We start from the raw sequence: 23,399 nt of genomic DNA on the forward strand, positions 1-23,399 counted from the left end.
CGGAACCCCGGACCGCGCCGCGCGCTTGCTCTAGACAGGAGGCGCGCGGCGCGGCTGCCGGGCAGGGCGGAGAGACAACCGGTGCGAGCAAAGACACGGCCGATCCTGGCCGCGTTCCTCATTGTCCTGGCAACGGTCGCCTCGATCACCGCCCCCGCACAGGCGGCGTCCCGCCCCGGCCCGCTGCGCTGGCAGCCGTGCGCGGAGGACCCGACCGCCCAGTGCGCCACGCTCACCGTGCCGATCGACCGGGCGCAGCCGTACGGGCCGACCGTGGCCGTCGCGGTGGCCCGCCGCCCGGCCGGCGATCCCGCCAGGCGGATCGGCACCCTGGTGGTCAACCCCGGCGGGCCCGGTGGTTCGGGCGTCGACTTCACCCTGACCAGCGCCTCGTTCTTCAGCGCGGAGCTGCGCGACCGTTTCGACATCGTCGGCTTCGACCCGCGCGGGGTCTCCCGCAGCCACCCCGTCGTCTGCACCACCACGCTGCTGACGGCCGCTCCGCCGCCGACGATCGACAGCGCGCCCGGGTACGCCACGTTCGTCGCCTACAACCGCCGGCTCGCGGCCGACTGCGCCGGGCACACCGGCCCGCTCTACGACCACGTCGACACCCTCAGCGTGGCGCGGGACCTGGAGGCGCTGCGGGTCGCGCTGGGCGAGGAGCAGGTCAGCTTCTACGGCGCGTCGTACGGCACCCTGCTCGGCGAGCAGTACGCCGAGCTCTACCCGCGGCGGATCCGCGCGCTGGTGCTGGACAGCGTCATGGACCACACCGTCGACCTGGACGGCTTCCTCGGCGCCGAGGCGGCCACCGCGCAGGACTCCTTCGACGAGTTCGTCGCCTGGTGCGCGCGCAGCACCGAGTGCGCCGTGCACGGCCAGGACGTCCGGAAGCTCTGGGCCGGGCTGCTGACCGCCGCACGCCGCGGGACGCTGCGGGACCCCAACGACACGGCCTACCGGCTGACCCTGTACGAGCTGGTCAGCGTCGCGTTCACCTCGATGTACGACCCGCAGTGGCACTCGCTCGGCATCTTCATCAAGGACGCGACGGCCGGTACGGGCACCCGGCTGGCCCGGGCCGCGCCGGTCGACGTCAGCGAGCACAACTTCCACGCCGCCTTCTGTGACGACTGGGCCATGCCGGTGGCCGGGTACGCCGAGCTGCGGGCCCGGCTGGACCGGATCGCCCGCACCGGGCCGCAGATGCCGTTCTCCCCGCTCGCGCTCACCTCCGCGTACGGCTGCCTGGGCCGGCCCGGCGTGGTGAACAACCCGCAGCGGGCGCTGTCGCCGGCCCGTACCGGCCCCGTGCTGCTGGTCAACGCGCGGCACGACCCGGCCACGCCGTACCCGTGGGCGCAGCACGTGGCCGCCCAGCTCGGCCCGGCGGCGTCCCTGCTGACCTACGAAGGCTGGGGGCACACCGTCTACGGCCGCAGCGACTGCGTGGGCGGGCGGGTCGACCACTACCTGTTGACTGTCGAGCCGCCGCCGGCCGGCGCCAGCTGCCCGGGGGTCGAGCCGAAGGCCGCGGGGGTGGGCAGCATTGCGCCCAGGCGGAGCAGCCGGGCCGGACGAAACGATCATGCGCGTTGGGCTACCGTCCGGTAACAACGGTGGGTAGCGTGGCGGGCAGCGAGGTCCGACGCAGATGCGGAGCTGAGCGTCTGCGCCGGGTGCCATCCACTCGGGCCCCAGGGGGTAAGCCGTGACCGAACCGGCCGATGTCTCAGAGAAGCAGGCGCGCAAGGTCGCCGAGGACGCTCGCCAGTCCGAGTGGCGCAAACCCAGCTTCGGCAAGGAGCTCTTCCTGGGCCGGCTGCACCTCGAACTGATCGAGCCGTGGCCGGTGGCGGAGTCCCGTCCGGACGCCGAGGACTTCCTCGCCAAGCTGGAGGCGTACCTGGTGGCGGAGGTGGACGGGGCGCGGATCGAGCGTGAGGCCCGGATCCCCGACGAGGTCTTCCACGGCCTGGCCCGGCTCGGCGCGTTCGGCATGAAGATCGACAAGGAGTACGGCGGTCTCGGGCTCTCCAACCTCGACTACTGCCGGGCGCTGACGCTGATCGGCTCGGTCAGTCCCGCCGTCGGCGCGCTGCTGTCCGCGCACCAGTCGATCGGCGTGCCGCAGCCGCTCAAGACCTTCGGCACCCCTGCGCAGAAGAAGGCGTTCCTGCCGCGGCTGGCCGCCGGTGAGGTGTCCGCCTTCCTGCTGACCGAGCCGGACGTCGGCTCCGACCCGGCGCGGCTGGGCACCGTCGCGGAGCCGGTCGCGGGCGGCTACCGGCTCAACGGGGTGAAGCTGTGGGCCACCAACGGCACGGTCGCCACCCTGCTGGTCGTGATGGCCCGGGTGCCCGGCAAGGGCATCACCGCGTTCGTGGTCGAGGGTGACGCGGAGGGCATCACCGTGGAACGCCGCAACGAGTTCCTCGGCCTGCGCGGGCTGGAGAACAGCGTCACCCGGTTCCACGACGTGTTCGTGCCCGAGGAGAACGTCATCGGCGGCCTCGGCAAGGGCCTGAAGATCGCGCTGACCACGCTCAACACCGGCCGGCTGTCGCTGCCCGCGATGTGTGTCGGCGCCGCCAAGTGGTCGCTGTCGGTCGCCCGGGAGTGGTCGGCGGAGCGGGTCCAGTGGGGCCGCCCGGTGGGCCGGCACGAGGCGGTCGCCACCAAGATCGCGTTCATTGCCGCCACCACGTACGCGCTGGAGTCGACCCTCGACCTGTGCTGCGCGATCGCCGACGACGACCGCAACGACGTCCGGATCGAGGCCGCGCTGATCAAGCTGTTCGCCAGCGAGATGGCCTGGCAGGTGGCCGACGAGCTGATCCAGATCCGCGGCGGCCGGGGCTACGAGACGGCCGCCTCGCAGGCCGCCCGGGGCGAGCGCGCGGCCGAGATCGAGCAGGTGCTCCGGGACCTGCGGATCAACCGGATCTTCGAGGGCTCGACCGAGATCATGCACCTGCTGATCGCCCGCGAGGCGGTCGACGCGCACCTCGCGGTGGCCGGCGACATCATCGACCCGGAGGCCGGGCTCGGCCGCAAGGCCCGCGCCGGGGCGCGGGCCGGCGCGTTCTACGCGCGGTGGCTGCCGACGCTGACGGTGGGCCGCGGCCAGGTGCCGACCGGGTACGGCGAGTACGGCCCGCTGGCGAGCCATCTGCGCTACGTCGAACGAGCGTCTCGGAAGCTGGCCCGGTCGACGTTCTACGCGATGTCGCGGTGGCAGGGCAAGCTGGAGCACAAGCAGGCCTTCCTGGGCCGCATCGTCGACATCGGCGCGGAACTCTTCGCGATGTCGGCGGTGTGCGTGCGGGCCCGCACCGAACAGCAGCAGCAGCCGGCGGGCCGCGAACTGGCCGACCTGTTCTGCCGCCAGGCGCGGCTGCGGGCAGATGCGCTGTTCGCCGCGCTCTGGGACAACACCGACGAGCTGGACGGCAAGGCGGCGCAGCGGGTGCTGGACGGCCGCTACGCGTTCCTGGAGGGCGGCGTCGTCCCCCGGTCGACCGAGGGCGCCTGGGTGGCCGCCTGGCAGCCGGGCCCGGCCACGGTGCCGGACGTCCGCCGGCGGATCCCGCCGATCACCGGGTCGGACTGAGCGGCGCCGGCCCGGCGTGTCCCGGGTTGTGCCCACCCTCCACTAGCGGTAGGCAGGAGTCTGTCCACACTGTTCTCACCGCTCCCGGAGGCATGATGCGGTTTTCGACCGCGCTGGCCATGACGGCCACGCTCACCGCGACCACCGTCGCCCTCGTGCCCGCTGCGGCCTCCGCCCACGGCGGCGCACCTCCCCGGACACCCACCGCCACCGGTTACGGCGGTGCCGTCTCCACGGTTGATCCCACCGCGACCGCCGTCGGGCTCGACGTGCTGCGCCGGGGTGGCAACGCGGTCGACGCCGCGGTGGCCGCCGCCGCCACCCTCGGGGTCACCGAGCCGTTCTCCGCCGGCATCGGCGGCGGTGGCTTCTTCGTCTACTACGACGCCCAGCACCGCCGGGTGCACACCATCGACGGCCGTGAGTCCGGACCGGCCACGATGACCGAGGACATCTTCATCGACCCGGCCGACGGGCTGCCGTACGACTTCGCCGAGGCCCGCGTCAGCGGCCTGTCCGTCGGCACCCCCGGCACCCTCGCCACCTGGGAGGCCGCCGCCGGCAAGTGGGGCAGCCGGTCGCTGGGCAGCCTGCTGCGGCCCGCCGCCGAGGTGGCCGACCGCGGGTTCGCCGTCGACGCCACGTTCCGCCAGCAGATCGCCGACAACGCGGCGCCGTTCGCCCAGTTCGCCGCCACCAGCGAGCTGTACCTGCCCGGCGGCGCGCCGCCCGCGGTCGGTTCCGTGCAGCGCAACCCGGATCTCGCCGACACCTACCGGCTGATCGCCGAGCGCGGCACCGGCGTCTTCTACCGCGGCCCGATCGGCGCCGACATCGTCCGTACCGTGCAGCACCCGCCGGTCGCCGACAACCCCACGGCCCCATGGGCGTACCCGATCCGCCCCGGTGACCTGCGCCTGTCCGACCTGGCCGGCTACCGGCTGCGCTTCCCGGCGCCGACCAAGTCCGACTACCGGGGCCTCACCGTCTACGGCATGTCCACGCCGTCCAGCGGCGGCACGGCGGTCGGCGAGGCGCTGAACATCCTGGAGCAGACCGACCTCTCGGCGGTCTCCGTGACCCAGGCCCTGCACCAGTACCTGGAGGCGACCGCGCTGTCGTTCGCCGACCGGAACCGGTACGTGGGCGCCTACACACCGCAGGCCACGCTGGACCGGCTCATCAGCGACCGGTGGGCGCGGCAGCGGGCCTGCCAGATCGACGCGGACAAGGCGCTGGTCAAGCCCGTGCCACCGGGTGACCTCGGCGCCTCCGGGTGCACGCCGGCCCTCGCCGGCCAGCCGGTCGAGGAGGGGCAGAGCACCACGAACCTCACGGTCGCCGACAAGTGGGGCAACGTCGTCGAGTACACCCTGACCATCGAGCAGACCGGCGGCAGCGCCATGGTGGTGCCGGGCCGCGGCTTCCTGCTCAACAACGAGCTGACCGACTTCAACTTCACCGGCACGCAGGGCACCGCGCCCGACCCCAACCTGCCCGGCCCGAACAAGCGCCCGCGCAGCTCGATGTCGCCGACGATCGTGCTCAAGGACGGCAAGCCGTTCCTGGCGCTCGGCTCGCCCGGCGGCGCCACCATCATCACGACCGTGCTGCAGGTGCTGGTCAACCGGGTCGACCTGGGCATGACCCTGCCCGAGGCGATGGCCGCACCGCGGGCCTCGCAGCGCAACAGCCCCGGCGTCCAGGCCGAGCCGGCCTTCCACACCCGCTACGGCCCCGACCTCACCGCGCTCGGCCACGCCTTCGCCCCGGACGTGCCCGAGCTGGGCGCGGCCACCGCGATCGAGTTCGGCCGGCACGGCAAGCTGATCGCCAGCGCCGAGCCGGCCCGGCGAGGCGGCGGCGCGGCGGGCGTGGTGCGGCGCTAGGCGGTCAGGGCGATCGTCAGGGCGCCGGCCGCCACCATCACCGCCGCCCACAACTTGTCCATGTTGAACCAGGCCCGGCGCAGCACGCTCAGGCCCACGAACTCGTAGACCAGCAGCGCGCAGGTCGCCATCACCGCGAGCATCGCCACCGTGTGCACGCCCGCCGCGAACAGCCCGTCCAGGGCCGCGGCGGGCGTGCCCGCGAGACCGGCCGGGGCCACGGCCGCCAGGTGCGCGGCATGCCCGCCTGCCGGCGCCGGCGCCGACGTCGTGGCCAGCACCGGCAGCAGCATCAGCCCGGCGCCGTGCGCCGACGACATCAGGAACGACCAGCCGGCCAGCTGGGCCGCGGACAGCCGCATGCCGGCCCACCGGAAGTGCCGCGCCGACAGCAGCCGCCACAGCCCGAAGCCGACCAGCACGACCCCGCCGACGATCGCCACCACGTTGCCGGCCACCACCGACTCCGTCGCCGACACCACGGCCGCGACGATCGCCACCGAGGCCAGGTGCCCGGCGGCTATCGGCGGCAACGAGCCCAGCAGCACCGGGCGGCTGCGCTCCTGCATGCCACGGGCCACCGCGAACAGCCAGCCCATCGCCGGGTTCAGCCCGTGGAAGGCGCCCAGCGCCGCCAGCACCGCGAGCTGGCCGGCCGTCACGGGAAGCAGTACGAGTCGGACGAGGCGTCGCCGCCCTGCAGCCGCACCTGGTGCACCCGGCGGCCGCGGAACTCGTCGCCGTGCGGGAAGAACCGCGGGTCCAGGGTCATGCCCCCGTTGTCGGTGTCCACATCGATCTTCGCCAGCCAGGCGCCGACGCCGTCCGGGTAGAACTGGTCGTCCCAGGAGCCGTACAGCGAGTTGGTGACGTAGACCCGCTTGCCGTCCCGGGACACCTCGACCATCTGCGGGCCGCCGGCCAGCCGCTCGTCCGGGAACGACGGGTGCGCCACCCGGCCGGTGACGCCGCCGAGCCGGATCGAGCCGGTCTCGACCGGGTGGAACGGGTCGCTCACGTCGAACTGCTTCAGCTCGCCGGTGCCCCAGCAGGAGACGTACAGGAAGCGGTCGTCCACCGACAGGTCGATGTCGGTGATCAGCGGCGGGACCGCACCGAACGGCTGCAGCGCCGGCGGCAGGTCGGCGGCGTCGGCGGGCTCGGCCGGCACGTTGATGACCTTGGTGACGGTGAAGTCGCCGCCGTCGTCGCGGTGCCACACCCACACCGAGGCGGACAGGTCCTCGACGCTGGTGACGACGCCGAGGAAGCCGTACTCCTTGCGCGGGTCGTGGGCCGGGCGCAGCTCGAGGGTCATCTGGTACTGGTCACCGAGGTCGACGGTCTGCGTCAGGGTCCGCTTGGCCAGGTCCCAGAAGTGCAGGCGGTGGCCGTACTTGCGGCCCAGCAGCAGCTCCGGGACGAGACCGTCCTCGATCATCGACGGGGTGCCCCACTCGGAGGAGACCAGCACGTCCCGGGTCAGGTGCCACCAGAAGTCGTACGCCAGATACTGGTCGCCGCGGTCGTGCTCCCACGCGCCGCGTACCTCAAAAGTGGTGTGGTCCAGCACCGCGATGCCGCCCGGGCCGTCGGCGGCGCCGCCGCCGAGCGCCGAGACGTAGATCCCGTCCGGGCCGCAGTGGATCGTGTGCGGCCGCGAATAGCCGGCCTTGCCGGCCAGCTCCTCGGCCGGGATCTCCTTGACCAGTACGGGGTGACGCGGGTCGTCCTTGGTGTCCAGCACGTAGATCCGCGACGACCGCAGCCCCGGCACGATCAGGTAGCGCCGCTCGACGTGCGGGTGCGGCGCGGTGGGGCACAGGGCGCTGCTGCACGCGTTCCAGCCGAAGTGGTGCAGCTCGTCGCCGGTGTGCGGCAGCTCGGTCCAGCCGACGACGGTGCCGTAGGCGGCCGAGGCCGGGTCGGTGTCCACGACGGCGATGGCGTCCGGCTGCTCGGCGGAGCGGTCGAACGCGGCCAGGTACGCCAGCTGCTCGGCGGGCGCGCCGGCGGCGTCACGCGGAGAGGGATAGAACGTCGGATCTGGGGTCCACCTCGTCATGATGGTCATCCTCGTCCGGCGGGCGCCCGGTGAACAGGGTCACACATGTCAACGACCCGTCAACGGGCGTCCAGCGGCAGCCGCACCAGCACGGTGGTGCCCGGCCCCTCGTGCTCGCTGAGCTCGATGCTGCCGTGGTGGCGCTGCACGACCGCGCGGCTGAGCGTGAGCCCCAGGCCGGTGCCGGGAATCGCCCGGTCCCGGGCCCGGCTGGTGCGGTACAGGCCGGTGAACATCTTCTCGCGTTCCTCCTGCGAGACCCCGATCCCGGTGTCGGAGATGGACAGCTCGGCGGCGCGCCCGACCGTCCGCAGCCGGACCGCGATCCGCCCGCCGTCCGGGCTGTACTTGACCGCGTTGCCGAGCAGGTTGTCGAGCACCTGACGCAGCCGCCGCCGGTCACCGGGCAGCACCAGTGCACCCGGCAGCTCGTCCACGATCGACACCGGCTCGCCGGTGACCGCGGCCCGGGTGCACTGCACCGACTCCCGCACCACCTCGGCCAGGTCGATCGGGCTGAGCTGCACCGCGGCGTGCCCGGTGTCCAGTGCGGAGAGCTCCAGCAGCTCGTTGATGATGTGCCGCAGCTGGGTGGCGTTGCGGTCGACGACCTCGAGCAGCCGCGGCCCCTCGGCGACCAGCGTCTCCGGGTCGGCGTCGCGCAGCAGCTCGGTGTAGGCGGCAATGGACGTCAGCGGCGTGCGCAGCTCGTGGCCGACCAGCGCGAGATACTCGTTCTTGGTCCGGATCAGCTGCCGCTGCAGATCCTCGACCAGGCGCCGCTCGATGAACTGGGCGATGTGCGCCGAGATCCCGGACATGAGCGCGACCAGCTCGTCCTCGGGATCCTCGACGGTGTCGGCGAAGGCGGTGAGCACGCCGAGCGGTTCGAGCCCGTTGCGCACCGGGATCGCCAGCGCGGTGTGCAGCCGCGAGGACTCGGCGGTCTCCGGCGAGATCAGGCTCTGCGGCTGCCCGACGTCCCGGATCCACAACGGCTTGCCGGCCTGCCAGGCGCGCCCGGCCAGCCCGGTCCCGTACGGCAGCTCGGCGGGCACCGCGATGTCGGACTGCCAGCTGGGCGAGTTCCAGCTCGCGGCGGACCGGACAACCCCGGCGTCGTCGTCGACCAGCCACAACTCGGCGTGGGTCCAGCCGAGCGTACCGACCACGGCCTCGAGCACCCGCGGCCCGGCGGCCTCGATGGTGGGTGCGGCGGCAAGCGCCGTGACCACGGCGAGTTCACAGGTACGGAACCGCTCGTTGCGCCGCCGCCGGGTGACATCCTGAACGGCCTGCACCGCGCCGACGGTCTCCCCACCCGGGCCGAGAATGGGCTGGGCGTCGATCAGGTAGTACCGGGTTCCACGCCCCCGGCCCTGCAACACCATCTCCTCGTTGCGCAGCCGCTCACCCCGCAACGCCCGGAACAACGCGACGTCCCCGGGCTTGATGGGCAGCCCGTCCCCATCGGTCAGCCCGGCGACGGCGGCCTCGTCGGCAAGGTCGTCGGGCACCCGCGCACTGCCCCAGAGCCGCTGCATCCGGGCGTTGACCAGCACAATCCGCCCATCGGCATCGCAGGCGGTGACCCCGTCGTGCAAATTGTCGAGCACGGCGTCGAGAAACCGCCGCTGCCGGTCGACCTCCTGCCGCCCCCGCTGCTCGGTGATGAGCAGGGTGCCGAGCTGAGCGGCGGCCCCGACGGCGGCCACATCATCGTCGGACCACTCGTGCGGCTCGGTGTCGAGCGCACAACAGATGCCGAGCACAGCGCCGGATTCATCGCAGATCGGCTGCCCGAGATAAGCCCCGCCGAGCCCCCGCTGCCGAATGGGAGAATTCGCCGGCACCCGCGGATCGGTAGCAAGATCATTGATCACCAGCGGCTGGCAACCCGCAACAACCAGGCCGGCGAGGCTGTCCCGCAACTGGGTGTCGCGGACGTCCTCCCAGCGGATCTGCAGGCCATGGCCACCGTAGAACCGGAGCACCTCACCGTCGACGAAGTGCACCAGGCCGCTGGGGGCATGAGCGGCCCGGGCGATGAGCCCGGCCAGGTGATCGCCGGCGCTGCTGCTGATCGCTTCACCGTGCGCGGACAACGCGTCGGGCCAGGGGCGGCCGGCGCCCGGATGTCCTGCTGCGGCGGGGGGCGTCGGGGCGCCGGTGGGGGCGCTCTCGGCGGGGGCTGTGGCGGGGTGATCGGCGGGGGAGTTGCCGCGCGTGGTGTCGCTGGGGGCTGTGGCTGGGTGATCGGCGGGGGAGTTGCCGCGCGCGGTGTCGCTGGGGGCTGTGGCTGGGTGATCGGCGGGGGAGTTGCCGCGCGCGGCGTGGCTGGGGGCTGTGGCCGGGTGATCGGCGGGTCCGGGTGCGGCGACGTGATCGCGTGCGGGCTCGGCGCGGGTCGTGGCCGGCTGACCGGGTGCCGTGTCGGGCGCGGGAGCGTCACGGCGAGCGGGGGTTTGCGCGGTCCCGACCCGGTCGGCCCGGGTCGGCGCGGTCGCCGCCGCGGCCGTGACGGCTGGCCGGGCGCTCGGCGCCACCAGCCCGGCATGGCGCTCGAGGCCAAGATCACTTCGCGGCATGCTTGGACCTCCGCCCCTGAGCCTACGGGCGACAAAGCCATAAAACCGGCAAAATGCCAGTAATCCGTCCCGCATGATCCGGGTATCGCCGCCGCGGTGTCAGCTCCGGCGGTAGATCAGGTCGAAGATCGCCCGGCCCGAGGCGGTCCCGCGCCGCTCGAACTTCGTTTCCGGCCGATGTGCCGGCCGGGGCGCGAAACCGCCGTGCGGATTGGTCAGGCCGGGATCGGCGTCCAGCGTCCCGGCCATCGCCTCCGCATAGTGCGCCCAGTCCGTGGCGCAGTGCAGCGTGCCGCCGGTCCGTAGCCGCTCCCGCAGCAGGGCGACGTTGCCGGGCTGGATCAGGCGGCGCTTGTGGTGGCGGGCCTTGGGCCACGGATCCGGAAAGAAGACGTGCACGGCGTCGAGGCAACCCACCGGCAGCCGGCGAACCAGCTCCATCGCATCGCCACGCGCCACCCGGACGTTGGTCAGGCCCAGCTCGCCGACCAGGGAGAGCAGGCTGCCGATGCCGGGCGTGTGCACCTCGACGGCGAGATAGTTCCGACCCGGGTCCGCCGCCGCCATGGCCGCGGTCGTGTCACCCATCCCGAACCCGATCTCCAGCACGACGGGCGCGCCCCGGCCGAACAACTCCGCCGGATCGAGCGGGGTGCGGTCCCCGTCGACCACGGTGAACCCGTAGACCGGCCAGACGTCGGCCATCGCATCCGCATGCCGCCCACTCATCCGGCCCCGACGCGGGTGGAACGTCCGGATCGGCCGCTCTGTCGTCTCACTCATCAGGCGCTCAACGATACGCAGCGCCTACCGCACGCCGGCGTGCTGGCCAGCGAGGTGTGACCGGCGCAGCCAGCCGTGGATCGGTCGGCTCAGCGGTGTGGCTCGCGGGACTGGTGTGGCGGCACGAGCGGCCGGGACTGGCACTGACGGCGAAGACCGCGCGTCAAGCCGCCGACGCCGCCGGCGCGGCTTGCCAGGTGCCGCCGCCGCTGCCGCTCCCACCAACGGCCTGGTAGCTGCTGCTGCCGGGCAGATGCCGCCCGCTGCTGCTGCTGCCGCTCCCACTGTCGCCGCTCCCACTGTCGCTGCTGCTCCCACTGTCGTCGCTGCCGCTGCCGCTGCCGCTGCTGCTGCCGCTTGGCGGGTGCTGGCGCGATGGGCGCTCAGGGTGAAACGCCGGCAGACGGAAAGCCAAACGGCCGGTTCGCCCGGGTGGGGCTTACCGACCGTCTCCTGTCGCACTCCAACCGCAGCGGCGACCGGCACCGTCCCGTCGGCTACCGGCACCGTCCCGCCGGCCGCGGTCACCGGCGCCCTGGCGCCCAGCCCCGCGGCGGCGGTCCACCGAGCATGGCCGGCCCGGGACTACCCGATCGGCTGGACGCTCGGCTGGGAGCCCTGGTGGAACGGTGTGCGGGCGCCCGTCGCCAGGTTCACCATCATGATCCAGGAGCCTTTCCGGTACGTGCCCGTCGCCACCGCGCGGTTTGCGTCCACGTATGCCAGTTCGCGGTCCTGGATTGCGCCTACCGTGCGCTTCGCGCCCGTGGCCGGGTCGTATTCGACCACGTGCAGCGGCTGGTTCTCCGCGGTTGTTTCGCCCTTCTGGTACGCCGTCCACGACAGTTTCGCCCCGTCGGTGCGCCAGTGGGGGACCACCGCGAAGCCGGAGGTCTGCAGGCTGCCGCCGCCGTACGCCGCCACCGTCCGCTCGCCGCCGGTTGCCACCGTGCCCACCGTCAGGCAGGCGTCGTACGTCGACTCGCAGTCGCCGCCGCGGAAGGCGACCCGGGTGCCGTCCGGCGACCAGGCCACCGCGTCGTCGGTGCGGAGGCGTTCGCTGAGCGAGCTGGTGGCCGCCGCCTTCGGGGCCGGGGCGGGCTCGGCCGGCAGTTCCTCCTCGCGGCAGTAGGCCGGGAAGAGCACGGCGGGGGTGGCCGCGGTCGTGGTCGCCGAGATCCGGTAGACGCCCGGGCCGCCGGAGCAGGACAGCGACGCGAACGCGATGGTCGAGCCGTCGGGTGACCAGGACGGGCCGGACGCGGCGCGGGTGGTCAGCCGGCGCTTGGCGCTGCCGTCGGCCTTCATGGTCCACAGCTGGCCGGCCTTGAGCAGGGCGATCGAGCGGCCGTCGGGGGAGAAGCGGGGGCGCGACCAGCCGCCGCCGGTGGTCAGCTTCGTCTCGGTCGCGCCCCTGCTCACCCACACGTCGCCGGACCGCACGTACGCCACCAGGCTCGGCGCCACCGGGGTGGCCGCGGCGGCGGGCACCGTCTGGAACAGTGCACCCGCCGCGGCCCCCAGTGCCGCCAGCACCATGTTGCCTGCCACCCGCGCGATCACCCGCATGTCCGAACGCCCCCCGACGTTAGTCATCCACCTACACCGGAGACATCGTCGCAACCAGGCTGCACCTAAGAAGTTCCCGCGCCGAAACCGGGAGCAATACGGGCCGTTCGGACAGGTGGGGTGGCTGGTCGGTCAGGCTGCCATGGTCGCCCACATGGCCGTGAAGGCGGCTGCCTCCCCGGCCAGCCAGCGCTCCACGTCGCCCGCCTTGGCGCCCGGGTCGATCCGGTGGGTGGTGCCGCGGCGCAGGTCGACCAGCACCGGCTCGGCGTTGGGCAGGATCTGCTCCATGTGCCGGGCCATCAGGTGCAGCGTCGCGGTGACGGCCTCCGGGGTGGGCGGCAACTCGTCGAAGTGCAGCCGGACCGCCTCGCGCCGGTTGTCCGCGTACCGCAGGCCGAAGTGGGGGTTGATCTTCACGGCCAGCGGGCCGACCGAGGCGATCGCCTCGCGGGTCTGGGCGAGGCCGACCTCCTCGGGGTCGCCCAGTGAGTGCAGGTAGGTCGTCGCGCCGGCGCTGACCGCCTCGTAGAGCGGCTTCCAGCGCGGCTTGACCAGGTCGACGACACCGTTGAGGTAGCTGCCGCCGGTGCGGAACGCGATGTCCGCCTTGAGGGCCTTCACGAGCTGACCATGCGGGTTGAAGCCCGAGCGGCGCTCGCGCTGGCGACGCAAACCGCCGACGAAGGTGGCCTTCGCCGGCCCGGTCCGCGCTACGTAGCGGGTGAACCCGAGCATCGTCGCGTACGGCGGAATGATCGGAGTGGCAGTGGACGAAACGGGCGTCGTCAAGGTGATCTCCCCGCAGCTCAGCGCTTGTTTTAGTACACACATTCTAATCGACGGGTACGACATTCCCAACCCTGTCGGGGCGGCCTGGCACGTCCCGCCCGCCGAACCCCGAGGAGTCTGGACGCGGCCTGCAGATGATCTTGCAGAGGGGTTCATCTCAGGAGGAAAGGGGCGTGAGTGGTGGACCTTGTGGCGGTGCGGTGTGGGTGGAACGTTTTAGCTCATCAAGATCTGCGGGAAGGCTGCCGCTGAGGCTGCGACGTCGCTGAATGGCGAAGGTCGGGGATCACCCCGTGCGGGCCGGATCGGGTGCGCAGGAGGCAGTTCGGCCGTTGCTCGGAGCCGGGCGCCCAGGCGGGGTGCATGTGCGGCAGACGAACCCGGGCACCCCACGGCGCAAGCGCCGAACGCCATCGGTGGCCGTCGCCTTCCAGGAAGCCGCCGGCCGGCGGCATACCCACACGACGGATGCCGAATGGACCAGTTGGTCACGATCGGCGGGGCGCCGGGCGCGTCCCGGACCACGTCGCTCGCCTGACCGGTTGCCGGTGCCGAGCGTGATCAGGTCGCCGTCTCGGGCGGCGTGCCCTCGGCCGCGGCCGCAAGCTCGATCCGCTCGGTGTGGTTCGCTCCGATGACTTCGATGCCTCGCGTTCCGATAATGCCGGTCAGGTTGAGCTCGACGACGTACGGGACGATCGCGGGCCGGCCGATCGGGGGCATGCATCCGACGACCTCGATGCCCCAGTATTCCGGTTTCTGCACGTAGCGCAGCGGGTTGAGCGAGACCTGCATGTTCGCGAACGGCTTTTCCCCGGCGACGACGAGCATCGGAGGCGGCGGGGGATAGATCATGAGGGAGACGACGTCGGCCCGCTCGAAGTCGATGACGCGGCATGACTGAGCGGGGGGCAGGTTCTCTGACGGTGGCATGCTCTGCTCCTTCCATGATTCATGGTGATCGGCCGGATGCTGGGCGCCCGCAGCGTGCTGAAGGCCGACCGGGAATTCGAGCGCCAGCGGCAACGCCATCAATGCCTATGGATGTCTGGTCAATCGTTCCGGCTACCGCTCCCGGACGGCGTAGGTCAGGTGCGTCACCCTCGGTGAGGGCTCCGTGCGGACCAGCTCCAGGGCCACCCGGCCCGCGTCCACGCCCTCGAACAGGCGGATTCCGGAGCCGAACAGCACGGGCGACAGTGCGATCGAGAACTCGTCGATCAGCCCGGCGTTCACGTGCTCCAGGATGGTCGCGCCGCCGCCCGCGATGCGGACGTCGCGGTCACCCGCGGCCGCGCGGGCCTGGTCGAGCGCGGCCTCGATGCCGTCGTTGACGAAGTGGAAGGTCGTGCCGCCGGGGCGCTCCCACGGGTCGCGCTTCTCGTGGGTCACGACGAAGACCGGCGTGTGGAACGGCGCGTCCTGCGGCCATGCGTGCTCGCCTGCGTCGAACATGCGCTTGCCCATGACGCTCGCGCCGGTGCGCTCGAACGTCTCCCGCAGGATGTCGTTGTCCCGTCCTTCCTCGCCGCCCTCGCCGAACTTCAGGTTCTCCCGGAAGAACCGCTGCGGGAAGACCCACTGCTGCAGCTCCCGCCACTGCTGACCCATCAGGTCCGCGGGCGACTCGGGCGCGATGAAGCCGTCCAGCGACATCGACACGCTGAAGAACACCTTGCCGGCCATCAGCTCTCAGCTCCCTGGCGAACGAGCTCGGTGACGTAGGCGGCCAGGTTGTTCAGGGTCTGCCGGCCGCCCTCGATCGCGTGGTACTTCTCGACCGCCTCGTCGCGTAGCTGCCGGGTGGGGAAGACCGTGTGCATCTCGATCCGGGTCGCCGCGCCGTCGGGCTCGAACGTCAGGACCGACTCGAAGGCGTTCGGGTCGTCGCGGGACTCGCCGTGCAGCATCGCGATCCGCTCCGGCGGGTTGATCTCGGTCCAGGAGATCCACTCCTGGTAGTCCGTCCCGTCCGGTCCGTGCATCACGAACTCCCACACCTCGCCGACGCGGAACGCGAACGCCCGCGTGGTGGTGGTGAACCCCTCCGGCCCCCACCATTGCGACAGGTGCCGGACCTCGGTGAACGCCTCGAACACCAGCTCCCGTGGGGCGTTGATGACCCGGGAGATCACGATCTCGCGGTCGGCCGTCGCGGACTGCGCCGGCGCTCCTCGTCCCGTCGCGCTCATCTGCTACTCCTCCTGCTGTGGTTGTCTGAGGTCCTGGACGTACGCGTCCAGCCGGTCGAAGCTCTCGTTCCAGAACCGCTCGAATCCGCCCGTCCACTCGTGGATCGGTCGCAGCCCGCGGGCGTCCAGGCCGTAGAGGCGGTGTTTGCCCGCCCTGCGGTCCCGCACCAGCCCGACCTCCCGGAGCACCCGCAGGTGCTTGGACGCCCGGGTCTGGCTCATCCCCAGCTCCTGGGCCAGGTCGGTCACCGGCCGCTCACCCGCCCGCAGCAGCACCAGGATGTCCCGGCGCTGCGGCTCGGCTATCGCGTTGAACGCGTCCGACGTCGTCGCTGCTCGTGCCATGGCCGCCATCATATGCCTATATAGGCGCGCGTCAAGCCGGTGCGCCGCCGCGGCGATCCGGCTGATGGTTGCTGCCGGCGCGGATCGGCGTCTCCGCGGCCCGCGCCCAGGCCGACGGCAACAGCTACCAAACCAAGATCAAAACCGATGGACGATACGTGGTGGCAGGGTCCTCGCGCTGGACGACGAGGGCCGCGCGGCCGACCTCGCCGACGTTGTGCTCGACCATCTGACCACCCGCTGAGCCGGGGAGCGGCGATCACCCGGTGGGTCGCAGGCCGGCGTCCAGCGCGCGGATCAGCTCACCGACCCGTCCGCCGCCGTCCGGTGCCGCCGGGAAGCGGTTGAGCACCTCGATCACGACCGGCGTGGCGCGGCGTACCGCCTGCTCCAGGCGCTCCGCGCCCACCGTCCGGTCGTCGCCGGCGGCCAGCTCGGCCGCCCGGGCCGCGTGCGCGGCCGCGCCGAGGATGTGCTTGACTTGGGTGGCCTTGGCCAGCGGATGCAGGTACGCGGCGCCCGCCGCAGCCATCGCCGCCCGCGCCGCCTCGCCCGCGGCCGCCGTGTTGGTGTCCTTGGCCGCCTTGAGCGCCGCCCAGGCCGCGTCGCGCAGCGCCTTGCCCCGCACGCCGCCGCCGGCGAACGCCCGGGCCGTGCCGATCGCGGCGCGTGGGCGGGGGTCGTCCGGGCGGTCGGCCTCGAAGATCTCCAGGGCCGGCTCCGCGCAGCTCGCGGCGTACGCGGTCACCTCGCGCAGCTCCGGTTCGGTCAGTTCGATCCCGCCGGCGTCCGCTGTCATGGCTCCATGGTCGACCACTGCCGCGCCGGTGGATACTCGTGCGATGGCCCTGCTCCGTGTTGACTTCTCGGCCGAGACGCTCGCGCTCGGCACCTCCATGACCGTGCTGCTGCCGCAACGAGCGAGCACCCAGATCGGCCTGACGGGCCACGACACCGACGCCCCGCCGCCGGTGCTCTACCTGCTGCACGGGCTCACCGACGACGACACCGCCTGGACCCGCTACACCTCCATCGAGCGGTACGCCGCCGAGCGTGGCATCGCGGTGGTCATGCCGCAGGTGCACCGCAGCTTCTACGCCGACGAGACGTACGGCTCCCGGTTCTACACGTTCCTGAGCGAGGAGCTGCCGGCCGTGGTGTCGTCGTTCTTCCGGGTCTCGACCCGGCGCGAGGACACCTTCGTCGCCGGGCTGTCGATGGGCGGCTACGGCGCGTTCAAGTGGGCGCTGCGGGAGCCCGGACGGTTCGCCGCGGCGGCCAGCCTCTCCGGCGCCCTGGACCTGGCCGGCATGCAGCAGCACGACGACCGTCCGCACATCGTGGAGCTGATCGGCCGGGTCTTCGGCCGGCCGGTCGCCGGCACCGACGACGACCTGCTGCACCTGCTCGCCGGCGCGGGCCCGGACCTGCCCCGGCTGCTGCTGCGCTGCGGCACCGAGGACCACCTGCTGGCCGGCAACGAGCGCTTCGTGGCGGCCTGCCGCGAGCACGACGTCGACCTCGACGCCGGCTTCGGCCCGGGCGCGCACGAGTGGGGCTACTGGGACACCCAGATCCAGACCGTCCTGGACTGGCTGCCGCTGAAGAACTGAGGCCGCCGCCGGGGCCTACGGCTGCAGCGAGCCGGCCATCCGGGCCTGCTCCTCGAGCACGTCGTTCATCCGGGCCTGGACGGCGTCCATCTGCCCGATCGTGTCGCTGGTGGTGAGGATGCCGGCGGCGACCGTACGGGCGCTGTTCTGGATCCCGGTGATCTGGGCCGCCACCCGCTGGGTGGCCTCGGCGGTCTCCCGGGCCAGGTCCTTGACCTCGCCGGCGACCACCGCGAAGCCGCGGCCGACCTCGCCCGCGCGGGCCGCCTCGATGGTGGCGTTGAGCGCCAGCAGGTTGGTCTGGTCCGCGATCGAAGAAATGATCTTGATGACGTCGCCGATCGCGGTGGAGGCGTTGCCCAGCGCCTCCACCTCGTGGGTCATGTCCGAGGCGCGGCTCACCGCGTCCTGGGCCACCCGGGTCGCGTCGTCGCTGGCCGCGCGCAGCCGGGACACGGTGTCCAGCAGGGCCCGCGCGCTCTCCCGGGCCGCCTCGGCGGCCCGCACGATGTCGAGCCGCTGCGACACGAGCTGCGCCACGTTGCGCAGCGCGGAGGCCCGGGAGTCGGACAGGTCGATGAACTCGGTGGTGAAGAAGTCCATCGTGCCGATGATCCGGCCGTGGCTCAGGACCGGGAAGCAGACGCCGGAGCGCACCCCGGCGCGCTGCGCGGCCGGCGCCCGGACGCAGTCGGTGAGCTCGCCGATGTCGTGGACGAAGACCAGGTCCCGGGCCCGCCAGGCGCGGCCGGAGAGGCCGACGCCCTCGGCGAACGTGGCCGCCAGGGTCACCTTGCGGAACTCGTCGCCGGCCGAGCCCGACTCGACCTGGAAGCGCAGCACGTGCTGCTCGTCGTCGACCTGCCAGTACGAGCCGTAGGCCCAGCCGAACGAGGTCCGGACCGAGTCCAGCGCGATCTTCAGTGCCGTCGCCGAGTCCGTCGCCTCGCCCAGGGCGGTGACCACGTCCGTCACGGCCAGCCGGTCGTCGGCGACCTGGCGCAGCTCGGCGGACGCGACCGCGGTGTAGCGGGCCTGCTCGGCGATGCGGGCGATGGACGCCCATTTCTCGCTGCGCGGGCCGTCGATGTAGAGCGGCTCGGCCGAGTAGTACTCCAGCACCGCGACCTGCTGCTGGCGGTGCATGACCGGGATGACCACGGCGGCGGTCATGCCGGCCCGGCCCGCCGCCTGGCAGCGCAGGCAGTCGGCACACTCGGCCATCGAGCCCAGGTACACGAACTGCTTGGTCCGCCAGGCCTTGCCGACCAGGCCGACGTCGGCGGGCACCCCTTGGGGGGCGACCACGGCCTGCATCTCGCGGACGAGTGGGCCGGTCTCGTACCCGATCGAGACGTTGCCCTTGCCGTCGGGCAGCCAGACCGCGCCGTAGCTGAAGTTGTGCGACTGGACCGTGCTGTCGACGGTGATCCGCCAGGTGGACTTCAGGTCGTCCGCCCGGTCCAGGTCCATGATCAGCTTTTCGAGACTCTCGACATCACGGGGGATCGGGCGCAGCGCCGTTTCCGACCGACGGGAACGAAAAGGTGCCACCGGAATCCCCCATACCCGCAAGTCCGTTACTGCCCGATCGACCCATCATCGGACAGGACGGCCGCGCCGGGGCGGGATTGCCGAAGCCGGTGCCGCGCCCGGCACCGGCTTCGGTCGGGCACCGGCCCGGTCAGCCCTGGTCGGAGTCCCGGCTCTGCTCGGCCAGGAACCGCTCCAGCTCGGCGCCGAGCTCCTCGGCGGTCGGCAGCGGCCCGTTCGCGTCGGCCAGCAGGTTGGTCTCCCGGCCGCGCAGGAACGCGTCGTACTGCTGCTCCAGCGACTGCACCAGGCGGCCGGCCTGCTCGTCGTCGGCGACCTGCTTGTCCACCTCCTGGCGGATCATCGCGGCGGCGTCGCGCAGCTGGCCGGTGGGCAGGGCCAGCCCGGTGGTCCGGGACACCGAGTCGAGCAGCAGCTCGGCGGCGGCGGGGTAGGTGGTCTGCGCCAGGTAGTGCGGGACGTGGGCGGCGTACCCCATGGCGTCGTGGCCCGACTCGCCCAGCCGGAACTCCAGCAGGTTGCCCACGCTCGCCGGGACCTGGACGCGCTGCAGCCAGGACTCGCGGTCGCCGAGCAGGCGCTGGTCGGTGGCGTGCGCGGTGACGCTCACCGGGCGGGTGTGCGGCACGGCCATCGGGATGGCGTTGAGGCCGACCGTCAGGGTGACGCCGAAGCGTTCGATCAGGCCGGTGACGGCCGCGATGAAGCGCTCCCACTGCAGGTCGGGCTCGGGGCCGGCGAGCAGCAGGAACGGGATGCCGAGCTGGTCGCGCACCAGGTGCAGCGCCAGGGTCGGCCGGTCGTAGCTCTCCCAGTGGTCCTCGACGAAGATCATCGAAGGCCGGCGGGACCGGTAGTCGAGCAGCTGGTCGATGTCGAAGGTCGCGAGGACCTGGGCGTCCAGGTGCTCCAGCAGATGTTCCCGGGAGAGCTGGATCGCGCTCCCGGCGTCGACGAACCCGGTGAGCGCCTGCACGAGCACCGGCTCGTCCAGGTCGGGCAGGTCGTCGGCCAACTCGTAGAGCCCATGTGGGTCGAGCACGCTGCGGACCTCCTCGAGATGCGCCCGCGGGGGCGGGCCATGTGGTGGGAACACCGGGCCGCGCGCGTTCATTCCTGCCGGTTCGCGGAAATCGGTTCACACCGGGAGCGGTCGGGCGGCGGCCAGGTGCTGGGTCACCTGGTCCGGGGAGAGCGGCCGGGAGAAGTGGTAGCCCTGGGCGAAGCGGTAGCCCAGCCGGTACAGCGTCTCCGCCTGCTCGGCCGTCTCCACCCCCTCGGCGATCGCCTGCAGGTGCAGCCCGTTGGTGATCTGGATCATCGCGGTGGCGATCACCGCCTCCTCCGACCGTCCGCCGATCCCGTCGACGAACGACTTGTCCACCTTGAGGGTGTCGGCGGGGCAGGTGCGCAGCAGGCCGAGCGAGGAGTGCCCGGTGCCGAAGTCGTCCAGCGCCACCTTGACCCCGAGCGTGACCAGGTTGTGCAGCGTCTCCAGGGCGACGCCGCCGTCGAACACCGCGGTCTCGGTGACCTCGACGACCAGCTTCTCCGGGTCGAAACCGCTGTCCGCCAGCGCCGCCCGGACGTCCGCGGCGAAGCCCGGCTCGCGCAGCTGGCGGGCCGAGACGTTAACGCCGATCTCGGCGGGCGCGGCCGAGCCGAACACCTCCTGCCACTCGGCGGCCTGGCGCAGCGCGGTCCGCAGGATCCAGTCGCCCAGCGGCACGATCAGGCCGGTGCGCTCGGCGATCGGGATGAACACGTCCGGGCCGATGAAGCCGCGCTCGGCGTGCTTCCACCGGACCAGCGTCTCCAGCGAGGTCCACTCGCCGTCCGGCAGCGCGACGATCGGCTGGTAGACCAGCGTGAAGTCGCCGTTGTCGAGGGCCTGGCGCAGTTCGGCGCCGAGCTGGGCGTCCGCCGCCTGATCCTGCTCGAGCCGAGCGTCGTAAACGGCGTGCCGGCCCTTGCCGCGCTCCTTGGCGGCGTACATCGCCAGGTCGGCGCGGCGCAGCAGCTCCTGCGGGCTGGCCTCCGGCCACACCTCGGCGAGCCCGATGCTGGCCTTGACCAGCAGGTCGTAGCCGAGCGCGCGCACCGGGCGGGTCAGCGACTCGGCGATCCGGTCCAGCACCTCGGTCGCCTCGTGCATCCGGACGCCGCGCAGCAGCAGGCCGAACTCGTCGCCGCCGAGCCGGGCGACCACGTCGTCCTCACGGACCGCCTCGCGCAGCCGCTGGGCGACCACCACCAGCAGCGCGTCGCCGACCGCGTGACCGAGCCGGTCGTTGATCGCCTTGAAGTCGTCGAGGTCGATCAGGGCCAGGCTCAGCGTGCCGCCGTCGCCGGCCTCGGCCAGCGCCTCGCGGGTCCGCTGCTCGAACAGCACGCGGTTGGCCAGGTCGGTCAGGTCGTCGTGGCTGGCCCGGTGGGTGAGCCGGCGCTGGAAGCCGTTGAGCTCGACCAGGTTGGCGTCCACCCGGCCGAGCAGCCGGCCGTTCTCGCGCAGCGCGTTGATCTGGCGTACCGCCACCAGTGCGGTCAGCAGGACCGCGGCCGGCGCGACGATGAGCACGGCCCCGCCGGCGTCGGCGCTGACCACCAGCAGCAGCCCGTCGGTGGCCGCGACGGCCAGGTAGGGCACCACGCTGAAGGACCGGTCGCGGCGCTCGGGCTGCGGCACCCCGGCGGCCCGGCGCTGCCGGTCGGCCGCGAACGCGACGAAGATCAGGGTGGCCGGCACGAACATCTGCGAGCCGCTGAGCCCCGGGTGCAGCTTGACGAAGAGCGGGAACAGGCCGCCGCCCACGGCGCCGACCGCCGCGGCGGCCGCGAGCAGCCGCAGCGCGATCCGGTCCACCCCGCCGAAGCCGCTGAGCGCGACCTTGACGAAGGCCAGCGAGCCGATCAGGCCCAGGGCCATCAGCATGATCATCGGTACGGCGGCCGGCCGGTCGGCGGCCCAGGCGCCGGCCACCTTCGCGATGAGGTACCAGGAGAAGATCCCGACGGTGATGGTGACCGTCGCGGCGTCCATGACAAAGCGGGCCATGACCCGTTCGCGGCCCTCGCGGCGGGCCATGGGCAGCCGCAGCAGCGCCCAGAGCAGCGCGACGATGGCCAGCGCGTAGCAGATCGAGGTGGGCAGGTCGTGCTGCTGATCCAGCCGGAGCGGGTTCAGCACGGTGAACCGGGCGTCGCCGGCCACCCCGAGCACGATCAGCACGCAGACCACCGCCAGGGACCGCCACATCCGCCGGGTGACCTTGTCCAGGCCGGGGGTGAAGGCGGTGCGCCAGCAGGCCCAGCCCGCGGTGGCGGTGCCGATCATGGCGGGCATCCAGCCCCACACCACCAGGCTGTGCTGCACGGTGTAGTTCACCGCGAACAGCCCGACCGAGACGGCCAGTACGGCGACAGCCGTGACCAGCATCGGAGTCGGCCGCAGCCGCTCCACCTGCCGTTCCTCGCCCGCCGTCATGCCCGCGTCGTCCCCTCCGCCGGTGGTGTTGCCTGCGCAGCCCTCATCGGTCGACGGGTGGACGGCATGAGTTAAAAGGGAGGGCGGCGAGCGTCACCGGCCGGATGCACAGCGTGGGATCTCGCCAACTGTTGCCGTGCACGTGCAGCTGCACGGCACAATGGATGAAGATCCCCTCTCGACCCCTCGGAGTGATCTGGTGACCGATTCCGCCGTACCCGCCCTTCCGCCCCCGCCGAACACCGCTGACCAGGGCCCCGACCCGGCGGCCCCGCCCGGCACGCTGTGGGCCCGGATGAAGGCCGACCCGCAGTACGCGCCCGAGCACCTGGCCCTCGAGGCGGTCCGCCGGCTCGGCCCGGAGGCGCAGCGCTGGGCCGACCGGGTCCGGCTGGAGCAGCCCGCCCTCACTCCCGACGCGCTGGCCCAGCAGGTGATCCGGCGCTTCACCAACCACGCCCGCCTCTCCGGTGCCGTCTCCGGCGCCACCGGCCTGCCCGGGGCGGTGGTGGACGTGGGCGTGCTGGCCTGGACCCAGGCCCGGATGGTGCTGCACGTGGCGGCCGCGTACGGCATCGACCCGACCGGCCCGGAGCGCGCCACCGACCTGCTGGTGCTGCAACGGGTGCACAAGGCCGCCGAGGCCGCCCGGCTCGCGCTCGGGGTGGCGGCGGGCCGGGAACGCGCCAGCCGGCTCTTCGCGACCTCCGCCGGCCAGCCGCTGAGCGGGGTGATGTTCAAGCTCGGCGTCAAGCTGGCCCAGATGGCCGGCGTCCGCGCGGCCCAGCGGATGTTCGCCAAGGTCGTCCCCGGCGCCGCGATGGTGCTGGGCACCTGGGCGAACTCGGCCGCGACCAAGGAACTGGCCCGGCGCACCACGGAGCTGTACCGCCACTCCTAAAGTCGGAC

The 23,399-nt window shown here is 72.6% G+C and carries 19 protein-coding genes; 5 read left to right on the forward strand and 14 right to left on the reverse strand.

What is annotated here, in order from left to right:
• The first annotated feature begins 81 nt into the window (after positions 1-81).
• From ACIBQZ_RS22910 to ggt, 3 genes are all read left to right on the forward strand, one after another.
• Positions 82-1,617: an alpha/beta hydrolase gene (locus ACIBQZ_RS22910; protein WP_396090785.1), complete on the forward strand. Its 1,536-nt coding sequence runs from the start codon at positions 82-84 to the stop codon at positions 1,615-1,617.
• Between the two features lie 97 nt (positions 1,618-1,714).
• Positions 1,715-3,616 (forward strand): acyl-CoA dehydrogenase family protein, encoded by a 1,902-nt coding sequence (locus tag ACIBQZ_RS22915; protein WP_396090786.1) that lies wholly within the window; start codon positions 1,715-1,717, stop codon positions 3,614-3,616.
• A gap of 92 nt (positions 3,617-3,708) precedes the next feature.
• Positions 3,709-5,505 carry a gamma-glutamyltransferase gene (gene ggt / locus ACIBQZ_RS22920; RefSeq protein ID WP_396090787.1) on the forward strand — a complete coding sequence of 599 codons (1,797 nt, stop codon included), beginning with the start codon at positions 3,709-3,711 and terminating at the stop codon, positions 5,503-5,505.
• On the opposite strand, the gene ACIBQZ_RS22925 is transcribed toward ggt, so the two are convergent.
• The 11 genes from ACIBQZ_RS22925 to ACIBQZ_RS22975 all read right to left on the reverse strand — a co-directional run bounded on the left by ACIBQZ_RS22925 (position 5,502) and on the right by ACIBQZ_RS22975 (position 16,638).
• The gene (locus tag ACIBQZ_RS22925) at positions 5,502-6,167 is read right to left on the reverse strand and encodes a hypothetical protein (protein WP_396090788.1); all 666 of its coding nucleotides are present in this window, start codon (positions 6,165-6,167) and stop codon (positions 5,502-5,504) included. The two genes, ggt and ACIBQZ_RS22925, sit on opposite strands and share 4 nt — an antisense overlap.
• Positions 6,164-7,570: a selenium-binding protein SBP56-related protein gene (locus ACIBQZ_RS22930; RefSeq protein WP_396090789.1), complete on the reverse strand. Its 1,407-nt coding sequence runs from the start codon at positions 7,568-7,570 to the stop codon at positions 6,164-6,166. Before ACIBQZ_RS22930 ends, ACIBQZ_RS22925 begins: the two co-directional genes overlap by 4 nt.
• A gap of 59 nt (positions 7,571-7,629) precedes the next feature.
• A complete protein-coding gene (locus tag ACIBQZ_RS22935) occupies positions 7,630-9,675 on the reverse strand; it encodes an ATP-binding protein (protein WP_396090790.1) in 2,046 nt (681 codons plus the stop codon).
• A 582-nt stretch (positions 9,676-10,257) separates the two neighbouring features.
• Positions 10,258-10,941 (reverse strand): tRNA (guanosine(46)-N7)-methyltransferase TrmB, encoded by a 684-nt coding sequence (gene trmB / locus ACIBQZ_RS22940; protein WP_396090791.1) that lies wholly within the window; start codon positions 10,939-10,941, stop codon positions 10,258-10,260.
• 585 nt (positions 10,942-11,526) lie between these two features.
• Entirely contained in the window at positions 11,527-12,537 is a 1,011-nt protein-coding gene (locus ACIBQZ_RS22945) for a TolB family protein (protein ID WP_396090792.1), read from the reverse strand.
• 105 nt (positions 12,538-12,642) lie between these two features.
• Positions 12,643-13,248 carry a hypothetical protein gene (locus tag ACIBQZ_RS22950; RefSeq protein ID WP_396090937.1) on the reverse strand — a complete coding sequence of 202 codons (606 nt, stop codon included), beginning with the start codon at positions 13,246-13,248 and terminating at the stop codon, positions 12,643-12,645.
• A gap of 615 nt (positions 13,249-13,863) precedes the next feature.
• On the reverse strand, positions 13,864-14,334 hold the full coding sequence (locus tag ACIBQZ_RS22955) for a hypothetical protein (RefSeq protein WP_396090793.1): 471 nt from the start codon (positions 14,332-14,334) through the stop codon (positions 13,864-13,866).
• Between the two features lie 33 nt (positions 14,335-14,367).
• Complete coding sequence (locus ACIBQZ_RS22960) at positions 14,368-14,988, reverse strand: dihydrofolate reductase family protein (RefSeq protein ID WP_396090794.1); 621 nt, start codon at positions 14,986-14,988, stop codon at positions 14,368-14,370.
• Positions 14,988-15,494, reverse strand: coding sequence for an SRPBCC family protein (locus ACIBQZ_RS22965; protein WP_396090795.1), 507 nt, complete (start codon positions 15,492-15,494; stop codon positions 14,988-14,990). Before ACIBQZ_RS22965 ends, ACIBQZ_RS22960 begins: the two co-directional genes overlap by 1 nt.
• A 3-nt stretch (positions 15,495-15,497) precedes the next feature.
• On the reverse strand, positions 15,498-15,839 hold the full coding sequence (locus ACIBQZ_RS22970; protein WP_396090796.1) for an ArsR/SmtB family transcription factor: 342 nt from the start codon (positions 15,837-15,839) through the stop codon (positions 15,498-15,500).
• A gap of 259 nt (positions 15,840-16,098) precedes the next feature.
• Entirely contained in the window at positions 16,099-16,638 is a 540-nt protein-coding gene (locus ACIBQZ_RS22975; RefSeq protein ID WP_396090797.1) for a putative immunity protein, read from the reverse strand.
• Between the two features lie 43 nt (positions 16,639-16,681).
• Between ACIBQZ_RS22975 and ACIBQZ_RS22980 the strand changes: the two genes are divergently transcribed.
• Positions 16,682-17,452, forward strand: a complete 771-nt coding sequence (locus ACIBQZ_RS22980; protein WP_396090798.1) for an alpha/beta hydrolase — start codon at positions 16,682-16,684, stop codon at positions 17,450-17,452.
• A 15-nt stretch (positions 17,453-17,467) separates the two neighbouring features.
• Here ACIBQZ_RS22980 and ACIBQZ_RS22985 read toward each other — a convergent pair whose 3' ends face one another.
• The 3 genes from ACIBQZ_RS22985 to ACIBQZ_RS22995 all read right to left on the reverse strand — a co-directional run bounded on the left by ACIBQZ_RS22985 (position 17,468) and on the right by ACIBQZ_RS22995 (position 22,490).
• Positions 17,468-18,925 (reverse strand): GAF domain-containing protein, encoded by a 1,458-nt coding sequence (locus ACIBQZ_RS22985; RefSeq protein ID WP_396090799.1) that lies wholly within the window; start codon positions 18,923-18,925, stop codon positions 17,468-17,470.
• Positions 18,926-19,136: 211 nt separating this feature from the next.
• On the reverse strand, positions 19,137-20,048 hold the full coding sequence (locus ACIBQZ_RS22990; RefSeq protein WP_396090800.1) for a proteasome assembly chaperone family protein: 912 nt from the start codon (positions 20,046-20,048) through the stop codon (positions 19,137-19,139).
• A 96-nt stretch (positions 20,049-20,144) separates the two neighbouring features.
• Positions 20,145-22,490: a putative bifunctional diguanylate cyclase/phosphodiesterase gene (locus ACIBQZ_RS22995; RefSeq protein ID WP_396090801.1), complete on the reverse strand. Its 2,346-nt coding sequence runs from the start codon at positions 22,488-22,490 to the stop codon at positions 20,145-20,147.
• 199 nt (positions 22,491-22,689) lie between these two features.
• Between ACIBQZ_RS22995 and ACIBQZ_RS23000 the strand changes: the two genes are divergently transcribed.
• Positions 22,690-23,391 carry an EcsC family protein gene (locus tag ACIBQZ_RS23000; RefSeq protein ID WP_396090802.1) on the forward strand — a complete coding sequence of 234 codons (702 nt, stop codon included), beginning with the start codon at positions 22,690-22,692 and terminating at the stop codon, positions 23,389-23,391.
• Positions 23,392-23,399: the final 8 nt, after the last annotated feature.

It is taken from the genome of Actinoplanes sp. NPDC049599 (assembly GCF_044465625.1).
Taxonomy (GTDB): domain Bacteria; phylum Actinomycetota; class Actinomycetes; order Mycobacteriales; family Micromonosporaceae; genus Actinoplanes.